14 protein-coding genes are annotated in these 15,262 nt (G+C 42.2%); 4 read left to right on the plus strand and 10 right to left on the minus strand.

Annotated features, from left to right (window positions below):
- The 3 genes from MuYL_RS16120 to MuYL_RS16130 all read left to right on the plus strand — a co-directional run bounded on the left by MuYL_RS16120 (nucleotide 1) and on the right by MuYL_RS16130 (nucleotide 4,364).
- Nucleotides 1-1,251 (plus strand): ABC transporter permease, encoded by a 1,251-nt coding sequence (locus tag MuYL_RS16120; protein WP_094571540.1) that lies wholly within the window; start codon nucleotides 1-3, stop codon nucleotides 1,249-1,251.
- A 110-nt stretch (nucleotides 1,252-1,361) separates the two neighbouring features.
- Entirely contained in the window at nucleotides 1,362-2,288 is a 927-nt protein-coding gene (locus MuYL_RS16125; protein ID WP_094571541.1) for a Ppx/GppA phosphatase family protein, read from the plus strand.
- Between the two features lie 75 nt (nucleotides 2,289-2,363).
- Nucleotides 2,364-4,364: a M1 family metallopeptidase gene (locus MuYL_RS16130; RefSeq protein ID WP_094571542.1), complete on the plus strand. Its 2,001-nt coding sequence runs from the start codon at nucleotides 2,364-2,366 to the stop codon at nucleotides 4,362-4,364.
- Between the two features lie 31 nt (nucleotides 4,365-4,395).
- Here the strand turns inward: MuYL_RS16130 and MuYL_RS16135 are convergent, their stop codons facing one another.
- From MuYL_RS16135 to MuYL_RS16155, 5 genes are all read right to left on the minus strand, one after another.
- On the minus strand, nucleotides 4,396-4,959 hold the full coding sequence (locus tag MuYL_RS16135) for a Maf family protein (RefSeq protein WP_094571543.1): 564 nt from the start codon (nucleotides 4,957-4,959) through the stop codon (nucleotides 4,396-4,398).
- A 100-nt stretch (nucleotides 4,960-5,059) separates the two neighbouring features.
- On the minus strand, nucleotides 5,060-5,581 hold the full coding sequence (locus MuYL_RS16140; protein WP_094571544.1) for a KdsC family phosphatase: 522 nt from the start codon (nucleotides 5,579-5,581) through the stop codon (nucleotides 5,060-5,062).
- Between the two features lie 85 nt (nucleotides 5,582-5,666).
- Nucleotides 5,667-5,909: a Fe-S cluster assembly protein IscX gene (iscX, locus tag MuYL_RS16145; RefSeq protein WP_094571545.1), complete on the minus strand. Its 243-nt coding sequence runs from the start codon at nucleotides 5,907-5,909 to the stop codon at nucleotides 5,667-5,669.
- Between the two features lie 61 nt (nucleotides 5,910-5,970).
- Nucleotides 5,971-6,303, minus strand: a complete 333-nt coding sequence (locus MuYL_RS16150; RefSeq protein ID WP_094572986.1) for a 2Fe-2S iron-sulfur cluster-binding protein — start codon at nucleotides 6,301-6,303, stop codon at nucleotides 5,971-5,973.
- A 19-nt stretch (nucleotides 6,304-6,322) separates the two neighbouring features.
- Nucleotides 6,323-7,123 carry a Rossmann-like and DUF2520 domain-containing protein gene (locus MuYL_RS16155; RefSeq protein ID WP_157740895.1) on the minus strand — a complete coding sequence of 267 codons (801 nt, stop codon included), beginning with the start codon at nucleotides 7,121-7,123 and terminating at the stop codon, nucleotides 6,323-6,325.
- A 70-nt stretch (nucleotides 7,124-7,193) separates the two neighbouring features.
- Here MuYL_RS16155 and MuYL_RS16160 point away from each other — a divergent pair, with 70 nt between their 5' ends.
- On the plus strand, nucleotides 7,194-8,117 hold the full coding sequence (locus MuYL_RS16160; RefSeq protein ID WP_157740897.1) for an alpha/beta fold hydrolase: 924 nt from the start codon (nucleotides 7,194-7,196) through the stop codon (nucleotides 8,115-8,117).
- A 74-nt stretch (nucleotides 8,118-8,191) separates the two neighbouring features.
- Here the strand turns inward: MuYL_RS16160 and MuYL_RS16165 are convergent, their stop codons facing one another.
- The 5 genes from MuYL_RS16165 to MuYL_RS16185 form a co-directional block, all read right to left on the minus strand.
- Nucleotides 8,192-8,917, minus strand: coding sequence for a phytanoyl-CoA dioxygenase family protein (locus MuYL_RS16165; protein ID WP_094571548.1), 726 nt, complete (start codon nucleotides 8,915-8,917; stop codon nucleotides 8,192-8,194).
- 10 nt (nucleotides 8,918-8,927) lie between these two features.
- A complete protein-coding gene (gene ccsA, locus MuYL_RS16170; protein WP_094571549.1) occupies nucleotides 8,928-11,408 on the minus strand; it encodes a cytochrome c biogenesis protein CcsA in 2,481 nt (826 codons plus the stop codon).
- A gap of 9 nt (nucleotides 11,409-11,417) precedes the next feature.
- On the minus strand, nucleotides 11,418-11,828 hold the full coding sequence (locus MuYL_RS16175; RefSeq protein WP_094571550.1) for a cytochrome c maturation protein CcmE domain-containing protein: 411 nt from the start codon (nucleotides 11,826-11,828) through the stop codon (nucleotides 11,418-11,420).
- Between the two features lie 101 nt (nucleotides 11,829-11,929).
- Nucleotides 11,930-13,606, minus strand: a complete 1,677-nt coding sequence (locus MuYL_RS16180) for a gliding motility-associated C-terminal domain-containing protein (RefSeq protein ID WP_094571551.1) — start codon at nucleotides 13,604-13,606, stop codon at nucleotides 11,930-11,932.
- 138 nt (nucleotides 13,607-13,744) lie between these two features.
- Complete coding sequence (locus tag MuYL_RS16185; RefSeq protein ID WP_094571552.1) at nucleotides 13,745-15,181, minus strand: Glu/Leu/Phe/Val family dehydrogenase; 1,437 nt, start codon at nucleotides 15,179-15,181, stop codon at nucleotides 13,745-13,747.
- Between the last annotated feature and the right edge of the window lie 81 nt (nucleotides 15,182-15,262).

The following is a 15,262-nucleotide window of genomic DNA, read 5'->3' on the forward strand; positions in this document are numbered from 1 at the left end:
ATGAACAAAGTTTTACTGATAATACAGCGTGAATACCTTACCCGGGTGCGAAAGAAATCGTTCATCATCATGATCTTCGTGGTGCCGCTTTTGATTTTGGGTATGGGGGCCGTTATTGGACTGGTGGCTAAAAACAGCACAGAACTAAATGAACAGCAGGTTGTTAAAGTTATTGATGAAAGCGGGGTTTTTGCCGGCAAATTTAAGGACCAGAAAAACTTAAAATTTGAGACTACCAAACAATCGATAACAGCGTTAAAGGCCGAGCTGAAAAAAGATGAAAACCTTTCAGCATTACAAATCCCTGCCAACTATACCAAAAAGGATGCAATCAATATCCTTTCAAAAAAGAAACCTGGCATTACGCTTACTGAAAAAATAGAAACCCAGATGAATGACATTGCCTTGAACAATGGCATGATCAAAAATCATATTGATACAGCACTGTTGCATTCTATAAAAAGCAACCTGTCGCTTAATACGGTAGAAATAACCGAAACCGGCGACAATAAAACAAACTTAGGCGCCAATATTGGTGTAGGGATAGCCTGTGCCATCCTTATCTATTTAGCGCTGTTTATTTATGGTGCCCAAGTTATGCGCGGCGTTATTGAAGAGAAAACCAGCAGGATAATAGAAGTTATCATATCGTCGGTAAAACCATTTCAATTAATGCTGGGCAAAATTATCGGGGTTGGGCTGGTGGGACTTACGCAGTTTAGCGCATGGATCATCCTTTCAGTTATCTCAACCAAAATTTTAGGGCATTCATTATCCTCCTCGCCAAACGGTATAATGGGCGCCCTGGCCGTTTTGCAAACCATCCCTTTTGGAAAAGTCCTGGCATGTTTTATATTTTATTTTCTTGCAGGGTACCTGCTTTACAGCGCACTTTTTGCGGCAGTAGGTTCAGCCGTTGACAGCGAGACAGAAACCCAGCAGTTTATGTTTCCCATCACCCTGCCTTTGTTGTTCACTTATATGTTGTCTGTAACTATTTTATTCAGGGCGCCTGATAGCCCGCTGGCAGTATGGTTATCTATTATTCCGTTCACTTCGCCGGTGGCTATGATGCTGCGGCTTCCATTCGGCGTACCGCCATGGCAGCTCGCCCTTTCAATGTCCCTTTTGGTGATCGGTTTTTTATTTACCACTTATGTTGCGGCAAGAATTTACCGGGTTGGTATTTTAATGTACGGCAAAAAAGCGAGTTATAAAGAGCTGGTTAAATGGTTCTTTTATAAAGAGTAGTGCTACCTTCCCAATCGGGCGTTCGATTTCGAAAGAAAAGTTTTGAAAACAGAAAGATTATAAAATCCCTTAAATGCTAAACAATTTAAGGGATTATTTATTTTAGATGCATGAACAAACGCATAGCCATTATGGATTTGGGCACCAACACGTTTCACTTGCTGATAGTTGAAGGAAATGTTTCTGCATACACAGAAATTGTACATGAGCAGGATCCTGTAAAACTTGGTGAAGGCGGCATCAATAAAGGCTTTATCCAGCCTGTGGCATTTGAGCGTGGCCTTAAAAGCATGCAGCGGTACCATCAGCTTATTTTCGATAACAATGTAACGCAGGTTAGGGCTATTGCTACATCAGCCCTGCGCAATGCGGCAAACGGACAGGATTTTATTAACCAGGTAAAAGCTCAAACGGGCATAGCTATTGAAATTATTGACGGCGATGCCGAAGCAGCTTATATTTATAAAGGTGTTAAAGCATCCGGGAGCTTATCTGCTCATAACAGCCTGGTGGTAGATATAGGCGGCGGAAGTGTAGAATTTATTATTTGCGATAATGAGCAGGTAAAATGGAAACAAAGCTTTGAGATAGGTGCGGCCCGGCTAATGGATAACTTCCACAGGACAGATCCCATCTCTCCCGAATCAATTACTGCGCTTAACCTTTATTTAAAGCATAGTTTAAAAGATCTTTTTACAGTTGCTGCTGCTCATCGAATTGAAAACATAATAGGTTCATCAGGGGTATTTGAAAGCTACGCCGGACTTATTGAAATTGGCAAAGGGCATTCATTCGACCTAAAAAAAACAAAACACTATGATTTTGAGAAGGATGAACTTTTAGCAGTAATTGAAAGCCTCATTCTTTCATCGCACCAGCAGCGCTTAAGCAATAAAGCCATTATCCCTGTTAGGGTTGATATGATTGTAACCGCATCCATACTAACCCGGTTCATTATAAATAAATTGGGGATTGATAAGGTTGTTATGTCAACAAGTTCATTAAAGGAAGGGGTGTTGGCGGAGATGATGGACTGAAGAATACAAATTTCAGATCAAATAATATTTCCGCGGCATCATTTGTATATTGCAGTTCAATAACTGACCCATCTCATGAAATTAAAATTTATCGGCACCGCCGTTCTTTTACTTTTAGTAATTTCCACTCAGGCACAAAGAAGACGCCGGGCAAATAATACTAACGATACCATCACCTCAAACTATCAGCCTGCCGAACTTTTTTCACCTCTTTTCTATAGCGAAAAAGGTAACGAATTTCACGCTGCCGATGGCGAACCGGGACTTAAATACTGGCAAAATCATGTTAATTATACCATTGATGCACTGATTGACACCACCGCCAAAACCTTAACCGCCACCGAAAACATCAGTTACATCAATAACAGCCCTGATGCTTTGCAGTTTTTGTGGCTGCAAATGGACCAGAATACCTATAAAAAAACGGCACGCTCCAATTTTGTAACCGGGTTTACACCCGGCCCTAACCAGCATACAGATGGATACCAGGTAGAATCGATCACCATCACCAACGGAACTATAAGCACAAAGGCAGATTTTGTTGTTAACGATACCCGGATGCAGATCCGCCTCCCCAAGGCACTTGCACCAAAAGGCGGCATAATCAATTTCACCATAAAATATAAATACGTTATTCCCGGTAATTTCGGCAACCGGACAGATTATGTTGACACCAAAAACGGCAAGATCTACGAAATAGCACAATGGTTTCCGCGCATGTGTGTTTATGATGACACCCGCGGCTGGGACACCCTCCCATTTTTGGGCAGCGGTGAATTCTATCTCGAATATGGTGATATTGATTATAAAGTTACGGTGCCTGCAGATATGATAGTTGCCGGATCAGGCGAATTAATGAACCCAACGGAAGTCCTTACCCAGCAGCAGGTAAGCAGGCTGACGGCTGCCCGCAATAGCGATAAAACAATTATGATAAGGGATGTGAACGAGGTAACTAACCCGGCATCACGGCCTAAAGGCAAAGCCAACCTTACCTGGCACTTCAAAATGCTGAACACCCGTGACGTGGCCTTTGGCGCATCAAAAGCTTATGTGTGGGATGCAGCACGTGTTAATTTACCTGGCGGTAAAAAGTCATTTGCTATGTCTGTTTACCCTGTTGAAAGCGCGGGTAACGAAGCATGGGGCCGGGCAACTGAATATCTTAAAAAATCTATAGAGTATTTCTCCGAAAAATGGTTTGTTTACCCCTACCCCTGCGCGGTTAATGAAGCCGGAATAGCCGGTGGTATGGAATACCCCGGAATTGTTTTCGACGGAATTACTGATAAAGGCAAAGAACTGTATTGGGTAACCGCACATGAGATAGGCCACAACTGGTTCCCAATGATTGTAGGTAGTGATGAGCGTCGCTTTGGCTGGATGGATGAAGGCTTTAACACCTTCATTGATATCTATGCTTCGGATGAGTTTAATCATGGCGAGTACGCACCTAAACGCGATGGCGAATATGCACCTGGCGGCGGCAACCCGGCTGATGAGATCATCCCGATAATTCAGGATCCAAATGCGCCTTCTATTATGACTGCAGCAGATGCCATTTCCGAAAAATACCGTCATCCGCTTACCTATTTCAAACCTGCATTCGGACTGGTACTGCTCCGGGAGCAAATCCTGGGCAAAAACAGGTTCGACTATGCTTTTAAAAATTATATCAGTAAATGGGCCTTCAAACACCCGCAGCCTGACGATTTCTTCAGATCGATGGAAAACGGCGCGGGTGAAGATCTGTCCTGGTTTTGGAAAAGCTGGTTCTATAATAACTGGCCGCTTGATATAGCCCTGATAGATGCAAAATACGCAGATAAAGACCATACAAAAGGCATTAGTATAACAGTTGCCAATAAGGAACAAATGGCAATGCCTTTCACCGTGGAAGTTAAACTAAAAGATGGCACCAAACAACGCACCTATTTCCCGGTGGAAACCTGGCTGCAAAACCGGGTTATAACTTTCACTATCCCAACCACTACAGCAGTTGAAAGTGTTACGGTTGATCCTGACAACGCCTTACCGGACGTTAACAGGAAGAATAATGCGTTAAATATAAAATAGATTATTTGTAGGGGCGCGATGGACCGCGCCTCTACAATTTTACCAGTTCTCTGTATAATTTTTCGGTGGGCAACCCAACCACATTGGTATAAGAACCATTAATGCGCTCAATACCGATCAAACCAATTCGTTCCTGGATGCCGTATGAGCCGGCTTTATCAAAAGGCTGGCATTTGGTTACGTAGCTAATGATCTCCTCTTCGGTGAGCTTACCAAAATAAACTTCCGAAACATCATAAAAGCTGTGATAGGTATGCTTGTGCAGCAAGCATACCCCGGTTATTACCCTATGCATCCGTCCTGAAAGTAATTTCAGCATTTCAACGGCGTGATCTGTATCTTCGGGTTTGCCAAGGATCATGTCATCAATACAAACGATGGTGTCGGCCGTAAGCACTATTTCATCACCCACAGTTTCGTCAAATGCTTTAGCTTTTTTTGTGGCGATGTAAACCGCCACTTCTTCGGGTGTTAAACCGGGGGGAAATGACTCGTCAACCTCTTTCAAAACAATACGAAATTCAACACCCATCAGGCTTAAGAGTTCCTGCCGGCGCGGAGATTTGGATGCGAGTATTATTGGGGGAAAGTTCATTATTTGGGTCGATAGTCCATCGACCATGGTAATTATTGGTTTATTTGCTTATTTAGTTTGGCTATGGTCTATGGACAATCAACTATTTGTACTTATTCTTTTACCAGCTATACGCCTCTTCCGTCATCCATTTATCCTGGATCTTCAGCACTTTTTCAATAACATCGCGGGCACAGCCCTTGCCGCCAGCAAAAGGAGAAACATATCTGCTCACCGCTTTAATTTCTTCAACAGCATCGGCCGGGCAAACCGGAAGACCAACATATTTCATGACTTCCAGGTCGGGAATATCATCGCCCATATACAACACATTCTCGGGACTGATGCTTTTTTCCTCCAGGTAGATCTTAAGCTTCTCCACTTTGGTGTGAATACCCATATACACATCCCGAATGCCTAAACTATTTAAACGATGCAGCGCACTTTTTGAGCGGCTGCCGGACACCGAACAAACGTTGTAGCCGCATTTAACAGCAAGCTGTAATGCATAGCCGTCTTTAATATTAAAAGCGCGACTCTGCAGTCCGTCATCTGTTACAAAAACAGAGCCGTCGGTCAATACGCCGTCAACATCAAAAACTAACGTAGTTATTTCCTTAAGCTTGGATAAAAATGATTCCACTAATTAATTTTTTTTGATTGAATCGATTATCATTAATTTCACCGATTGAGCATAGCTTCACTAATTAACAGAAATTTAACTGCCCTTATTGGTTATCCCGCCACTCATAAACCCAAGCCGACTGGATTTGTTCCAGGTGGCCTTCATTTGATTCCTCACGTGTGCCTGCAAAATTAGGAAGCGAAAGCACCCACTCCAAAAGATCGGTAAAACGAATCCGGTATATTTTTGATTCGCCAAAATCATCACCAAACTTTTCATAAAGCTCTATAGCAATGTCTTCATGATCGTTCCAGTGGATGGGGAGGCTGAATTTTTCGTCTGTCATTTCTTGAATATTAAAACTAATTCGATTTAAAACGGTAAAACCAATATCGGCTAAACCGGTATTAGTGACCCAGGAACTGGTTCTGATCAGGCAGGGTTATTTCAATATCGCCGTCGATTACAACGCACTGGCAACCCAACCGCGAATTAATCCGCGGATTTACTGCCCGGTCAATAAAATCCTCTTCCTTGTCAGAGATCTCCTGAATATTATCCATTCCCTTATTTACGTAAACGTGGCAGGTGCTGCATCCGCATACGCCGCCGCAATTATGCTGCAGTTCAATGCCATTTTCCAGGCAAACGTCTAATACAGATTCACCTTCGGCAATGGGCAATTCAACACCTTCCAAACCCTTTTCCTCAAAGCTTATCTTAACTTTAAAAATGTTCATTTCAGCAAAAGTAACAAAATTACCCGTGTTGGGTACCGGCATTGTTGTTTTTGATAATCTGCTGACTTAACAGACTGTATATTGCAAACAGATCAGGTTCATTAGCAAGCATTTGCAGATGTGAGGCCATGGTAATTTCATCGTTACGAACTGCGGGCCCTGTTTGCACTTCAGCCGGGAGGTGCATCTGCACTTTTTGCGCTGTTTCTAAAATCAGGGGGCGCAGCATCTCAAAATCCATCCCCTGCTCCGCAAGCAGTTGTTGTGCAGCACCATAAAGGTAATTAGGAAAATTGCACGCAAACACAGCTGATAGGTGCAGCACTTTACGCTGAGAAGAATTTACCCGGTAAACATTATTGCTTACGGTTTGTGCAAGTTCAACCAGTTGTTTGGTAATAGGTTCGCCAGCGCCCTCAATACAAAGGGGCACGGTTAAAAAATCTACCTCTTTAGTTTTACTGAACGTTTGCAACGGGTAAAAAACACCGGCATTTGCTGTTAACGCTTCTAACACTACCATATCTGTAGCGCCGGAGGTATGCACAATTAATTTTTCATGTTTAATTAATGCAGCTGCGACAGCTTTTATTGCATCATCTTTTACCGCTATTATAAACATATCAGCTTCGTTGCTTATCTGCTCCAGGCTGTCAATTGCTTCTGCTCCCACGTGATAAGCCAGCAATGCAGCGTTATGCATGTCCCGGCTATAGACCTGAACAATGTAATGACCGGCATTTTTAAACGCCGCTGCAAGATGAGTGGCCACATTTCCTGACCCTATTATTGTAATGCGCATGGTATTGTTATTAAGCATGATATTAAAACAAATATTTCCGCTAATTTTAATTGGTAAATTATTTATTCTTATCTCATTTATTCAGGGCATGAAATTACTTAAACTGATCTTTACTACAATTTTATTTTTACTGGTTGTTACCGCTATATACGCTGTAATTATGTACAAGCGGGGAGATATGGAAAAAAAGGAATTGACAGATACTGACAGGAAAGGCACTGGCGGCAGCTATATAAAACTAAAGCAGGGTGTTACACATTACCAAATTGATGGCCCCGATACCGGCAAGGCAGTTATACTGGTGCATGGGTTCAGTGTGCCTTACTTTATCTGGGACGGTACTTACGAGTACCTGGTAAAGCAGGGTTTCAGGGTTTTGCGATACGATCAGTATGGCCGGGGATATTCAGACCGGCCGGATGTAGTGTATGGTAAGGACCTGTACCTGGATCAGTTGTTTGAACTGATCAGGCAATTGCATTTAAAAGGCCCTGTTAATTTAGCCGGAGTTTCACACGGAGGAAAGGTTGTCACCAGTTTTACCTGTAAATACCCCGAAATGGTTAATAAGGTAATACTGATTGATCCCGCTTATCCATCTGTCCCGCCCTCAGTTCCCAAACTATACACCGATTACCAGGAAGCTACCCATGGTGATGACCGCGCTAACGGCCAGCTGGCCGATTTCAAATACCCCGGTCGTCACCCCGACTGGGTGAATAAATATAAACCGCAGATGCAATTTAAAGGATTTAGGAACGCGCTGGTTTCTACGATGTACAACTACGATTACAATGGAAGGGCGGCTAATACCTGCCTTGCCAGCGCACACAAACCCGTCTTGCTGATATGGGGAAAAGAGGACCATACCGTTCCGTTCAACTATAGCGATTCCATCCGGAGTGTATTGAATGTAGATTTCTTCCCCGTAGCTGATGCGGGGCATTTGCCATATCTTGAACAACCCGCTAAAGTGAATGCGAAAATTGTTGAATTTTTGAAGAAGGAATAAAAACCAGATCTTTTAAAGTAATTTTTTGTTGAGTAAAATACGGGACTTTGGAATCGGAGTAGCTATGCAACCTTTTATTTTATTTTCTCCTCTTTTTCAGCCCACGTTATTTCAGAAGGTAACTCCTGCCTGCTAAATTCAATATGAATTATTCTTCGCTGTTTATCGGATATAGTTCTATTAGACGCGTGGAATAATAAAGGGCGCATTACCATTACTCCTCCGGCATTTACATTGCAAGTGGTTTCGGTTCCGTTTTTCCAATCGAGCCCATCCAACCGGCAAATACCTTTAAGATGAGAAGCGGGAATAACTTTTAATGCGCCATTGTTCTCATCGGTGTCGTCTAAATGAATCCTGATAGTAAAATTATCCTGAAGTATACTGAGAGGGGGTTGTACTGCAAATTGATCTATCTTCACCGTCCAGGAATCAAATCCAGGAAGTTCGGCTTTGGTATCTACAGATATGGTGAGATCCTGGTGCCAGCCTACAAACCAGTTTGATTGCTCAGGCTTATCAAAATATATAGATTTTACAATAAAGTACTGATTGCCGAATACTTCTAATATTAGCGATTGTAAGTTGCCGTTAAGTATTAATTTCTTAATTCTGGGAATTTCTTTTAAAAATCTACGGATGGCGAACAGACCCTTAGTTTTTCTGAAAGTTAAGTTGGATTGATCAGCTTGGTTTACAAGATTGATGATTTCAGTTATTTCATCAGAACTATAGAGATTCTCAATAACGGCAAACCCACGCAAAGCAATATCTTCACGGTGATCGAATAGATCTTTCATTTAACCAATATTAAACAGCCTTATATTCCTTACTCCTTCTTGAAATTGACATTAAGAACCCGATGATCATAATTACTGTTCCTGACCACAAGAAGTTGATATAAGGGAAATCAAGTGCACGCATGACGATGTAAGGCTTTTTATTAACCGGTTGCTGGTAAACAATAATCTCAACTTTGTTTTTATCAGGAATGATCTTTGACAGGCGCAGTTTTAAACCGGCATCTTCAACCTTCCTTGAAAAGTCAAGTACACTTTTGTTTTTAATCATGTAAACCGGCTCGGCCTGGTAAGTTTTGTTGTGCGTTACCACTTCGAGTTTGGCACCTATAGCTATATCATTACCGGTAAGCGGAATATTTTGTACCTGCGCCTCTTTGTTTAATGATTTAAGGATAATATATCCATCCCTGTACGGAATGGTATCGCCCACTGCCACTTCATGCGGAACGGGCTCTTCGTAATTTTTATCATCATTTTCCTCTCCATGTGCAGCGCCTCCGTCAGCATTGGCTGAATTAGCTACCGGTTGAGGAACAGCGGTAATATGCGTATAAAGATCATGAAACAAATAATGCTTGGTATCGGGCGACGATACTAAACCCATTTGAGGATTGATCTGTGCATTCGGCTTTAGTATAAACTCTTCCGCTATTTTTCCGTTCTTATCATACCTTTTATAATCCACCTTATAATAGAAGTTGGGAGCAGATACAGAATCGCCAATGTAAGTAGCGGTGTAGGGACCCATCTTAACCGGCTCATTTTTGTACATCATTATATTTTCATGTACATCGCCGCCTACTTTTGCGTCTGCAGTGCCCCTGTCAAATCCTTTTACCGCTATAGTGCCCGATTCGTTGTTTGATACCACTTTCCTAGTACCGGCAGCTATCAGCGCGCCTATCAGCATTAAAGCAAAACCTATATGTGCTACCGCCGATCCTGCCAGCTTAAACTTACCTTTCAATGCATCTGATAATACTTTTCCATTGGCTAAAACCGAATAGATGGAACCAAACATCACCATAATAAATACAAAGTGCAGTTTGTATAATCCGGAAACGTAAGCTACGAGTGTAGTTATTAATGCTGCGCACAACATGTAAAGTGCGGTACTGATAAAAAATCGCGTAGCATCGGTTTTCTTGTACTTTAAAAACTGGCTTAAGCCCATTAAAATAACAATAACCATAGCAAATGACGACTGTATCACGTTATAATGGCCTACCAAGTCTGTTGGGGGGGCAACTTTGGTACCAAACATGGCATTCCATACCGGTATGGATGTTACCAGCACAAGATGAAAACAGGAAAGGCCAAGAAATACTGCCCCTACAAACATCCAGAATTCACGCGAATAAGTTTCTTCATCCTTTTTGGTAATCGGCAGCTCTTTCCAGCGGACTATTAAAAGCCAGGCGGAAATGAACAGAAAAGCAAGGATATAGGAGACCAATTGCCAGAACATACCAAGGTCAGTAAACGAGTGTACTGACGTATCGCCAAGGATGCCGCTTCGTGCAAGGAAAGACGAATACAGCACCATTATAAAGCTCAATAATACCAGCAACGTAGCCGTAAAGTATGAATGCCCGGTATTTTTATACACGATCATTACGTGCAGACCGCCAACAAGCGTCAGCCACGGAAAAATCGATGCATTTTCAACTGCGTCCCAAGCCCAAAAGCCACCAAAATTAAGTGACTCATAAGCCCATAACGACCCCATAATAACACCTATTCCCAATATCATGGCGGCAAACAGGCCGTATGATAACGCAGGTACTATCCAATCTTTATAACGTTTTTGCCACAAGCCTGCAACTGCGTAGGCGAACGGAACTACTACCGAAGCCAAACCTAAAAACAGCGTTGGCGGGTGAATCACCATCCAGTAGTTTTGCAGCAAAGGGTTCATTCCCTGCCCGTCTTTTATAAAAGAAAGATAATCCGCACGTGAAAATATTGGCCCTTCAACAGCATTTCTGAGCAACAGGAACGGCGAACTGCCTATTCTTGCACCAAAAACCTCAATACCCAAAAGCATGGAAGCCAAGAAGAGCTGAGAAAAGGAAACCACTGTCATTACCGGCTTTTCCCATGACTTTGATCGCCATATAAGGATATTGCCTAAAACCGCCTGCCAGAATGTCCACAACAAAAAGCCACCCTCCTGCCCATTCCAGAAACCCGAAACAATGTAATAAACCGGCAATGAACGCGAAGTATAGGCCCAGGCATAATGGTATTCAAAATAGTGATTATAAATAACATAGAAGAGCATTACACCAACACCCAGGATAGAAAGCGAATTTAAATAAAATGCAATACGCCCCATCCGAAGCCACGAATTATCGAGCTTATTGGTATTGGTGGTAGCAAAATAATAGCTTATGGTTGATAGTAACGCTGCACCGAATGAAAGAATAACAAATATTTGGCCTAAATGCCCGGGTAAAAGGTGTTCACCTTTATAAACTGTATCCATTAAATAATTTTATAATTGGGCTGTTTTAGCTTTAGCCTCTGTAACTTCCACTTTGTCCTGAGTGTACTTTGAAGGGCATTTCATAAGGATGGTAGATGCATGAAATTCCTTGCCATTCATGCGCCCTGTGAGTACTATTTGTTCTGATTTCTCAAAGTCCTGTGGCTTGGTACCGGTAAAGATCACCTTACATTCCTCCCCTTTATTATCTTTTATAAAAAACGAGAAGTAGTTGGCGTCCTTTGTAGCATCGTAGTAAAGTTCTTTGCTCTTATCCAGGTGGCCAACTATGTGCAATTCATCTGTTGTTTTTTTAGCGTCGCTAAATGATCCGTAAGTACTTGAACTGGAGTAAGTAGTGATAATAGTTGCTATCGCGATAGCAATTACAATCAACCCAAATATTGAACTTTTTTTCATAACCGGTCTATCTCCTACATTTAGAGATACAAAAATACGAAACGTTAATGTAATAATGTTTATTACAGCAGATTAATGCTATTTAGAATCGTTCTTTATAACTACCTCAACAGGGTAATGGATTCAGCCCGGTGAATTTTGAGCTGCCGGTAATCATCCACGCCTTCAAATAACCAATAATAAACACCAGGCGGTAAATTTTGTCCATTATAGGTACCATTCCAAAAGTCCGTATTATGTTTCCCGGTAAACACCACCTGCCCTGCCCGGTTAAATATTTTTACATTTCCGAAAGTAACAAAGCCACTGAGCTTGATGCTGAAGCTATCATTTATACCATCATTATTCGGCGTAAATGTATTTGGAGCAGTAATGCTATAAGGGGGGGGTGGATGGATCACCACATTTACAGCAACCGTTCGGCTACAACCCTGGCTGCTGGTTGCTTTTATATAATAAACCGCACCGTATTTTACGGCATAGTACTCATTTACCGGCTTGGTTTCGCCGGCGTCAGCATAGTAGCTATAAGTCAGCCCGGCCTTATGTATAAATGTTTTTGACAAATCAACTGTTGTGGGAAAGTCGGCCGGCTGGGGATCAACAACAGTAAGTTCAGGCAGGCCAACTACCACATGTACCGGTAATATGTTCATACAGCCTTCGCTGTTGAGCCCCTGGATGTAATAGGTACCGGTAATTTTGACGCTTTCGGGGTCATATAAATAACTGGTTCCCAAAGAATCTTTAAAAAAACTTAGCATGGTGCCCGGACTGCTCCCTGCCGTAACTTTAGGATCTGCAAGGTTTACGCCTTCATCAGGGCACCCAAAAACCGTATCAGCTACTTTTAACCTAAACCCTTCGTCAATTCTCTTTACAGTGGTGAACATCGTATCGATGCAACCAAGCCCGGGGTACGGAAATATTTTTACTGCGTAAACTGTATTATCCGGTGGGGGCGGCGAAATCCTTAAACTTTGGCCAGTGCCCACCTGTTTGGACAGATCTTCATTATACCACACATAAGATGCAAACCCATTGGGCGCATACAAAGTTGCAAAGGTTTGACCTGCACAATAGGCATTGCCGGCTATTGAGTTGCCGTTATTTTCGTCAATATCAAGATACGCGTACCCAAAATGCCTGATTTTTGTACAATCGTTGGTAGTAAAAACCAGGCTGATAACTTTACCTGCATAATGACTAAGATCAATAGTAGCTGTAGACCAGTCTTTATAATAGATGCTTTCACCTTTTGCGCCCGGTACTGTTGACAATTTGAATCCCGGCAAACTGGAAGATGCCGCAAAATTAAACGAGGGGCACTCCAAAAAAACATCATCCGTAACATCATAAACCTGCGCTGTAAATTTAGGTTGCTGAAAAGGCTGATGTTCGGGGTTCTCTAAAACAACCGCATAATTAAAAACTATACTGTAATATTTTCTATCGGGAACTGTAAATGTGTATGAAACCCGCTCGGCCTGAGCCCCGGCTGCATCATTACCAAGCCTGACGGAATAGTTACTACCATTGGGGCAAACAACAGGAAATTTACCGTAGGGGTCTAACAATACCGATGGTTGTTTGCTTATAATAGTATGCCGGTTGTAAATAGCAGCAGTGGGATTTAACGAAATACTCCCAAGGGAATCTATCTTCCCGGTGTAGCATTGCCAGTTGCGGAACGTACCGTCTTCAAAACCAATATTCGGTGTTTGGGCAAGCGCTTTAAAGCTTATGAGTAAAAATAAAACACATAAATTTTTAAACATCCCAAAATCGATATGATCAATTAAAATTATTGAATTTTATTGAAAACGAGAAATCTAACAAATTGGAAAAGAACAAATTAAAAATGGCCGAACATTTACATACCCGGCCATTTTAAAGAACAATAAGAAATTATTTGATCATGGCCAAACGCCTAAATTTTGGTATGATACTGCTATTTTGTTAATAGCACCCACCATTGCGGCACTGCGCAGCGTATCAATTTTAGGGTTGTTCTTATAGATCTCTCTTATCTCGTGGTATGAGCGGATCATAGTGTCTTCCAGACCTGAGTTTACCAGTTCAAGTTCCGATGCTCCTTTTATGATGGTTGAACGCTGCATCGGCGTTAAGGCTATACCAGTAATACCTTCAACCATGTTTACCAGGTTTAGATTTGAATTTTCCTCAAACCGCCTGTTGATCCGGCCAAACGCAACATGCGAAAGGTTTTTAAGCCATTCAAAGTATGACACCGTTACACCGCCTGCGTTGGCATACATGTCCGGAATAATCAGGCCGCCGTTGCTGTAAAAAATAGCTTCTGCTTCCGGAGAAGTAGGTCCGTTAGCACCTTCAACAATTATTTTAGCTTTAATATTTTTAACATTCGCTACAGTGATCTGATTTTCGAGCGCTGCCGGAACTAAAATATCGCAAGGCTGCTCAAGACCTTCCAATGAATTTTTAAATTCCTGTTTGGCACCAGCATAACCTAAAATCGAACCTGTAGCTTTACGGTGCTGGAAAACAGCATCAACATCCAATCCGTCGGCATTGTAAATAGCACCTTCAAACTCACACAATCCAACTATTACGGCACCAAACTCCGCCAAAAATTTAGCCGAATGGTAACCCACGTTACCTAAACCCTGCACAATAACTTTTTTACCTGAAATACCGGGTAGCAAGCCTATTTTCTGCATGTCCTCACCAACGCTCACACACTCACGGGCGGCTATGGCCACTCCCCTGCCTGTTGCTTCCTTGCGCCCTGCTATGCCATGTAAAGCAATTGGCTTACCTGTAACGGCTCCCATAGCATCAAGCTGACCCGGATTCATTGTTGCATAAGTATCAGCAATCCAGCTCATCTCGCGCTCACCCGATCCGTAGTCTGGCGCAGGCACATCAATGCTTGGGCCTATGAAATTTTTCTTAATTAATTCAACGGTATAGCGGCGGGTAATGTTTTCTAGCTCCTGTAAAGTATAGTTTTTAGGATTGATCTTGATACCACCCTTTGCACCGCCAAAAGGAACATTCACAATAGCACACTTATAGGTCATTAACGCGGCAAGCGCCATTACTTCATCCTCATTAACCATTTCGCTGTAGCGAATACCGCCTTTAGTGGGCGACTGGTGCTGTGAGTGCTCAACGCGCCAGGCATCAATTACTTCAAATCCATTACCTCTGCGGATGGGAAAACGAAAACGGTAAACGCTGTTGCATGATTTTATCTGATCTAACAAGCCAGAGTCATGTTTGGTAAATTGCGCTGCATAATCAAAATTCTTACATACATCACCAAAAAAGTGGGTATCCTGATCTGCGGCTGAATTAGTGGTAGCCATAAATTTTATTTGATAATTATTAAATCGTTAAAAAAGTGCACAAATTTGCTACATTTTTTATCAATATCGCAAATTAATTAT

The sequence above is a fragment of the Mucilaginibacter xinganensis genome (genome assembly GCF_002257585.1).
GTDB lineage: Bacteria > Bacteroidota > Bacteroidia > Sphingobacteriales > Sphingobacteriaceae > Mucilaginibacter > Mucilaginibacter xinganensis.